The sequence below is a fragment of the Actinotalea ferrariae genome (assembly GCF_019733465.1).
Classification (GTDB): Bacteria; Actinomycetota; Actinomycetes; order Actinomycetales; family Cellulomonadaceae; genus Actinotalea; species Actinotalea ferrariae_A.
This window is the reverse complement of record NZ_JACVQL010000365.1, coordinates 1-5,976: the sequence shown is the minus strand read 5'-3', so window position 1 is coordinate 5,976 and position 5,976 is coordinate 1. Positions and strand designations below refer to the sequence as shown.

Here is a 5,976-nt window from a genome sequence, read left to right as displayed (position 1 = left end):
GTCGAGCACGACCTCGCGCGTCGGCCGCCACGCGCCGACCGGGCGCCGGTGCGCCGTGAGGATCGTCGTGCGCCGGTGCGCGTGCCGCGCGAGCACCTCGTGCACGCGCGCGGCGCCGACCGGGTCGAGCATCGACGTCGGCTCGTCGAGGAGCAGCAGCCGCGGGCTGCCCACGAGCACCGCCGCGAGCGCGACCCGCTGCTGCTCTCCCCCGCTCAGCTGCGCGGTCCGCCGGTCCGCGAGGTGCGCGGCACCGACGTCCGCGAGCGCCGCGCCGACCCGCGGGCCGATCTCGTCCCGCGGCACGCCGCGGTTCTCGAGCGGCAGCGCGACCTCGGCCGCGACCGTGGGCAGGCACGTGCCCGACGCCGGGTCCTGACCGAGCCACCCGACGTCGAGCGCCGCCCGCGCGACGGGCGTGGTGCGCGGGTCCCGCCCCAGCACGACGACGTCGCCCGTGACCTGCGCGGCGACCGCCTGCGGCACGACGCCCGTGAGCACGCCCAGCAGCGTGGACTTGCCGCAGCCGGACGGTCCGGCGAGCAGCACCTGCTCGCCGGACGCCACGTCGAGGTCGACGTCCCTCAGGCGCGGGCCCGCCCCGCCGGGGAAGCGCACGGTGAGGCCGCGCGTCCGGACCGCGCTCACGGACGCCGGTCCCGGCGTTCCGGCCGCGCGCCGACGGAGCGCGCCGCCGCCCCGACGACGGTCACCCCGCCACCTCGGCACTCTCCGGTGCGTCGGCGGCCCACCGGTCGCGTCCGGCCGGGAAGTTGTCGAGCACGCCCGTGCGCAGCAACCCGTCCGCGAGCACCTTCGCGAGCGCTCCGGTGAGGAGGAGCCCGCTGACCACCTGGAGCGCGATGCGGAGCAGGAGGTGGTCCTGGTGCCACCAGTCCGCCGTGGTCGCGACCCAGAGGAAGTTCGCGGTCACGGCGGTGAGGCCCGACGCGAGGAAGGTGGGCCAGCCGAACCGCCGGTAGCGCGTCGCGGCGAAGGCGAGCTCGGCGCCGCCGCCCTGGATCAGCCCGGCGACCAGCAGCGTGGGTCCCGCGGGCGAGCCCAGGAACGCGAACTCGACGAACGCGGCACCGATCTCCGCCGCGATGCCCGCGCCCGGACGGCGGACGACGAACACCGCGAGCGGCGCGACGACGATCCAGCCGCCCACGAGCGCGTTCTGGGCGAGGTCCCCGAGCGGTCCCATCGCGACCTGCAGACCACCCCAGGCCTGGACGAGCGCCCAGTAGAGGAACCCGAACACCGCGGCGAGCACCGCCAGCACGACGATGTCGCGCAGCGCCCACGCCACCCGTGCAGACCCCGTGCGCGCCGGCGCTGCGCCGCGCGCCGCCTCGGGCGCCGGCACGGTCGCGGACGACGTCGCCCGCGACGGGTCGCGGCTCATCGTGCACCGCCCGACGTCGTCGGGCTGCCGAGGCTCACGGTCGCGTGCGTGACGACGTGGGGCACCTCGCGGCCGACGCCGGTCCACGTGTCCACCACGGTCGCGAGCACGTCGGCGAGGTCGCCCTCGAGCCGCGTCACGAAGTGCTCCGGCCGGGCGAGGCCGGCCGTGCGCGCACCGTCGATCGCGCGCTCGATGGGGCCCATCGCGTCGACCGTCCCGAGCGGGTACAGCGCCCAGTGCGCCGCCGCGCGCATCCCGGTCGGCGCGAGCCGCACGGGCGGGACCACGGGCAGCCCGCCCTCGGGCGAGCACCCGAGCTCACCCGGGCAGCCCCGGGAGAGGTGCACCGAGGCGACGACGTGGCCGCTGCGCGTCACCGTGGCCGCGTGGGTCAGCACGGCCACGAGGTAGGTCGCGAGGTCCTGCTCGGTCCCCCGCACGAGGGTCGACACGTCGTCCGTCGTGACGGCCAGCCCCGGCACGGCCGCCGCGCCCGCAGCGAGCGAGCCGAGGATCGGCGGGACGACGTCGTCCGCCGCCGGGTGGAGCGAGAACCGCAGGCCGACGCCGAGCCGGACGTGCTCGGGGGCCGCAGCACGGTCCTCGGTCTGCGGTGCCGGCGCGGGTACCGGCGCCGGCGCCGGTGCCGCTGCCGGTGCCACGGGTGATGCGGGTGCCGTGCTCATGGTGCGCCTCCTGGGTAGGACGGGTGCACCCCCGGACAGCACGGCACGTCGGTACGACCGACTCCCGCCGAAGCGGTGCCTCGCCCAGCTCCCTACGCCGGTGCGAACCGGGTCAGGTTCCACGGGTCAGTGGCTCGACCTTGCGGTCCGACCACACTCTCAGCGCGTACGCGCTCCCCGGGGGCTTGTCGCAGCCGACCCTGGCGCGCGAGTCATCCCATGTCAAGGCCCGGACCACCGGGCAGGACGCGGTAGCGGCGGTTCACGAGCGACGGGTTGCGCTCCCGGACGGCCTCGACCGTCGCCGCGTCGACGTCGGCCACCGCGCGCTCGGGTCCGTCGGCGCCCGCGTCGGGGCGGCCGTCGAGGACCACGCCCTGCGGGTCGACCACGGCTGGTCCCCCGACGACGCCGCGACCCTGCTGGGTCGCGCCGAGCACGTACGCGGTGCTCTCGATCGCGCGGGCGCGCAGCAGCGTCGCCCAGTGGTCGGCCTTGTGCTCGCCCGCGGCCCACGCTGCGGGGACCGCGAGAACCGTGGCGCCGGCGTCGACGAGCCGCCGCGCCGCCTCGGGGAAGCGCAGGTCGTAGCAGGTCATCACGCCCACGCGGAGGTCGCCGACCGGGACCACCAGCGGCGGCGCCGCGGGGTCCCCGGCCTCGAGCCGCTCGGACTCGCGGTGGCCGAAGGCGTCGTACAGGTGCACCTTGCGGTACGTCCCGAGCACGCCCGCAGGGCCGACGGCGACCACCGCGTTCACGGCCCGCTCGGGCCGGGCGCCGGGCAGCACGGTGCCGGCGACGACGACGGCGCCGGTCCGTTCCGCCACCTCGGCGAGCGCCGTGACGAAGGTGCCGTCGAGCGGCTCGGCCTGGTCGGGTGAGACGCCGCGCGGGTCGAACGCCGCCGCGTACTCGGGCAGCACGACGAGGGCTGCGCCGTCGTCCGCGGCGCGCAGCACCGCAGTGCGCGCCGCGGCCGCGTTCGCCTCCCGGTCGAGGCCCGACCGGAGCGCGACCGCGTGCACCCGGATCACGGCCGGGCGCCGCCCCGCGGGGCGTCGGGGTCGGCCGGGGGCTCCGTCGTCGTGGACGAGGCCTCCCGGCCGTCGACGACGTCCCCGTCGTCCGCCCGCGCGGCGCCGGCGGCCTGTGCTGCGTCTGCCTCCGCTCGCGGAGAGGCCTCTGCTCCGGCCGCTGCCTCGGCCTCGGCCTCGGCCTCGAGCCGCCCGCGGTGCTGCACCCCGCGGATCTTCTTGGTCATCGACAGGAACAGCGGGATGCACGCGAGCACGGCGAACAGCGTCACGACGAACCCGAGCACGCCGGGCGTGACGCTGTCGGGGTCGACCCCCTCCTGCAGCTCGGGCTCCGCGGGTCCGGGCGTCTGCGTCGACGCGACCCACGTCGCCGGGACCGGCGCCACCGGCCAGCCCGTCACCGGTCGTCCTCGGGGCGGATGCCGGCGAAGAGGTCGTCCTCGGGCAGCGTCACGGGCACGTGCGACTCGGCGAGCTCGTACTCCTCGACGGGCCACACGCGCGCCTCGAGGTCCCGGGGCACCGCGAAGAAGAACCCCTCGGGGTCGATCTGCGTGGCGTGCGCCGTGAGCGCCGCGTCCCGCGCCCCGAAGAAGTCGCCGCATGGGACCCGCGTCGTGACGGGCCGCTCGGGGATCTCCCGCATCTCGCGCGACGAGAGCCAGTCGCCGAACGGCGACTCCAGGCCGGCCTCGACGACGGCGTCGTGAACGGTCCGCATCCGGGCGAGCGAGAAGTCGTGGTTGTAGTACAGCTTGAGCGGCTGCCACGGCTCGCCCGAGCCGCGGTAGCGGTCCGGGTCCCCCGCAGCGGCGAAGGCCTCGAACGCGACGCGGTGGCACATGATGTGGTCGGGGTGGGGGTAGCCGCCGCTCGGGTCGTACGTCGTCATGACGTGCGGCCGGAACTCGCGGACCAGCCGCACGAGCGGCTCGGCCGCCTCCTCGAGCGGCACGAGCGCGAAGCAGCCCTCGGGCAGGGGCGGCAGCGGGTCACCCTCGGGCAGGCCCGAGTCGACGAACCCCAGCCAGTGCTGGCGCACACCGAGAGCGCGCGCGGCCTCGGCCATCTCGACGCGGCGCACCTCGGCCATCTCGTCGAGCGTCGCGTGCACGCGCCCGTACCGGGGGTTGAGCACGCTGCCGCGCTCACCGCCCGTGCACGTCGCGACCAGCACGTCCACGCCGCGCGCGGCGTACATCGCCGTCGTCGCGGCGCCCTTGCTGGACTCGTCGTCCGGGTGCGCGTGCACCGCCATGAGGCGCAGGCCGCTGTGCGGGTGAGCACCCGGCGCGCCCTGCGCAGCGGTCGCGGGCGGGGCGTCCTGGCTCACCGACATGCCTCCTCGTCGCGTCGTCGCGGCACGGGCGGGCGCTCAGCGCACCGCCGGCCGCACGCGGACCGTCGGACGGTCCGCACCGGGGACAATGGTGACGTACGACGGCGGCCGCACGCACCACCCCGCACCTCGGGCGCGTGCGACAGCCGCATCCCGCGATCGGAGACGACCATCACGAGCAGCGCAGCGAGCCCCTCCCCGCCCGCCGGGCGCTACGGCCCCGAGCCGCGCCCGGGCGCCGCCCGCGTGCGCACGGCGCTCGTCGCGCTGCTCGCCGCCGGCGCCGTCGCGCTGGCCGTGTGGATCGGCCTCGGTGCCGGCAGCGCGCCCGTGAGCTGGAAGGACGTCGGCTTCACGGTGCAGGACGGCAGCGTGGACGTCACGTTCGACGTCATCAGGCCGGACCCCTCCGTGGCCGTCGAGTGCCGGCTGCAGGCGCTCAGCCAGCAGCACGCGCAGGTCGGCGTCGTGGTCGTGGCGGTCGCACCGGCCGAGGACCGCGTCCAGCGCCTGCGCAGCACCGTCGCGGTGTCGGAGCCCGCCGTCACGGGTGTCGTGGAGAGCTGCTGGACGGTCTGAGCACGCCGTCTTGCTATGATCGTCGTTTCCACCGCCCCCAGGGCCCCGGCGCACGCGCCCCGACCGATCCGCTCGTGCGGCCTCGGCCGAGGTCGTGAGCGCGTCCGGCGCACGGACGACGTCGGCGCACCGCGGCGCCGGCGCGCCGGCCGTCTGCCGGACGTCGGCACCGGCCCGAGGGCACGGATCCCGACACAGCAGACCCGCCCGGACCCGGGCGCGCAGCACCCCACGACCACACGTGGCCGCATGCGGCCCCGCACGTGCACCACCGGAAGGAGCGACCGTGACCGAGACCAGCACGTCCGTCGTCTGGCTGACGCAGGAGGCGCACGACCGCCTCACCGCGGAGCTGGACCGGCTGACCACGACGGGCCGGACGGACATCGCCGCGAAGATCGAGGCCGCGCGCTCCGAGGGTGACCTCAAGGAGAACGGCGGCTACCACGCCGCGCGCGAGGAGCAGGCCAAGCAGGAGGCCCGCATCCGCCAGCTCCAGCAGATGCTCCGCAACGCCCGCGTCGGCGACGCGCCGCCGGACGACGGCGTCGTCGAGCCCGGCATGGTGGTCGAGGCCACCGTCGCCGGTGAGCGGATGACGTTCCTCGTCGGCTCGCGCGAGGTCGCGGAGGGCACCGACCTCGACGTCTACAGCGACCGCTCGCCGCTCGGCGCCGCGATCGTCGGCCGCTCCCGCGGCGAGACGACGTCGTACACCGCGCCGAACGGCAAGGAGATCACCGTCGAGATCCACGAGGCCAAGCCGTACCAGCCCTGACGGGCCGCCCATGAGCAGCACCGCCCCCGCTGGCAGCACGCCTGACGGCAGCGGCGCGCCCGACGCCCCGGACCCCGCAACGGTCCGGGGCGTCGTCGTGCCCGGCGACGCGGCGCCGGACGACGTCGTGCCCGGCGACGCGG

At 76.6% G+C, this 5,976-nt stretch carries 8 protein-coding genes and 1 riboswitch; of the genes, 2 read left to right on the top strand and 6 right to left on the bottom strand.

Annotation, left to right across the window (positions count from 1 at the left end; genetic code table 11):
• The 6 genes from ICW40_RS19845 to mca all read right to left on the bottom strand — a co-directional run.
• A partial coding sequence (locus tag ICW40_RS19845; protein ID WP_221655702.1) for an ABC transporter ATP-binding protein occupies positions 1-648 on the bottom strand: 648 nt, incomplete at its 3' end.
• Between the two features lie 61 nt (positions 649-709).
• Positions 710-1,408 (bottom strand): ECF transporter S component, encoded by a 699-nt coding sequence (locus tag ICW40_RS19840; RefSeq protein WP_221655701.1) that lies wholly within the window; start codon positions 1,406-1,408, stop codon positions 710-712.
• Positions 1,405-2,097: a Ykof family thiamine-binding protein gene (locus ICW40_RS19835; protein ID WP_221655700.1), complete on the bottom strand. Its 693-nt coding sequence runs from the start codon at positions 2,095-2,097 to the stop codon at positions 1,405-1,407. Before ICW40_RS19835 ends, ICW40_RS19840 begins: the two co-directional genes overlap by 4 nt.
• A 70-nt stretch (positions 2,098-2,167) precedes the next feature.
• Positions 2,168-2,287: riboswitch (TPP riboswitch) on the bottom strand.
• 22 nt (positions 2,288-2,309) lie between these two features.
• Positions 2,310-3,134 (bottom strand): nitrilase-related carbon-nitrogen hydrolase, encoded by an 825-nt coding sequence (locus tag ICW40_RS19830; RefSeq protein WP_308121931.1) that lies wholly within the window; start codon positions 3,132-3,134, stop codon positions 2,310-2,312.
• Positions 3,131-3,538, bottom strand: a complete 408-nt coding sequence (locus ICW40_RS19825) for a hypothetical protein (RefSeq protein ID WP_221655699.1) — start codon at positions 3,536-3,538, stop codon at positions 3,131-3,133. The genes ICW40_RS19830 and ICW40_RS19825 overlap by 4 nt, the downstream gene beginning before the upstream one ends.
• Complete coding sequence (gene mca / locus ICW40_RS19820) at positions 3,535-4,395, bottom strand: mycothiol conjugate amidase Mca (RefSeq protein WP_221655704.1); 861 nt, start codon at positions 4,393-4,395, stop codon at positions 3,535-3,537. The genes ICW40_RS19825 and mca overlap by 4 nt, the downstream gene beginning before the upstream one ends.
• A gap of 327 nt (positions 4,396-4,722) precedes the next feature.
• Here mca and ICW40_RS21710 point away from each other — a divergent pair, with 327 nt between their 5' ends.
• The gene (locus tag ICW40_RS21710; protein WP_308121930.1) at positions 4,723-5,055 is read left to right on the top strand and encodes a DUF4307 domain-containing protein; all 333 of its coding nucleotides are present in this window, start codon (positions 4,723-4,725) and stop codon (positions 5,053-5,055) included.
• 286 nt (positions 5,056-5,341) lie between these two features.
• On the top strand, positions 5,342-5,833 hold the full coding sequence (gene greA / locus ICW40_RS19810) for a transcription elongation factor GreA (protein ID WP_221655698.1): 492 nt from the start codon (positions 5,342-5,344) through the stop codon (positions 5,831-5,833).
• The last annotated feature ends 143 nt before the right edge of the window (positions 5,834-5,976 follow it).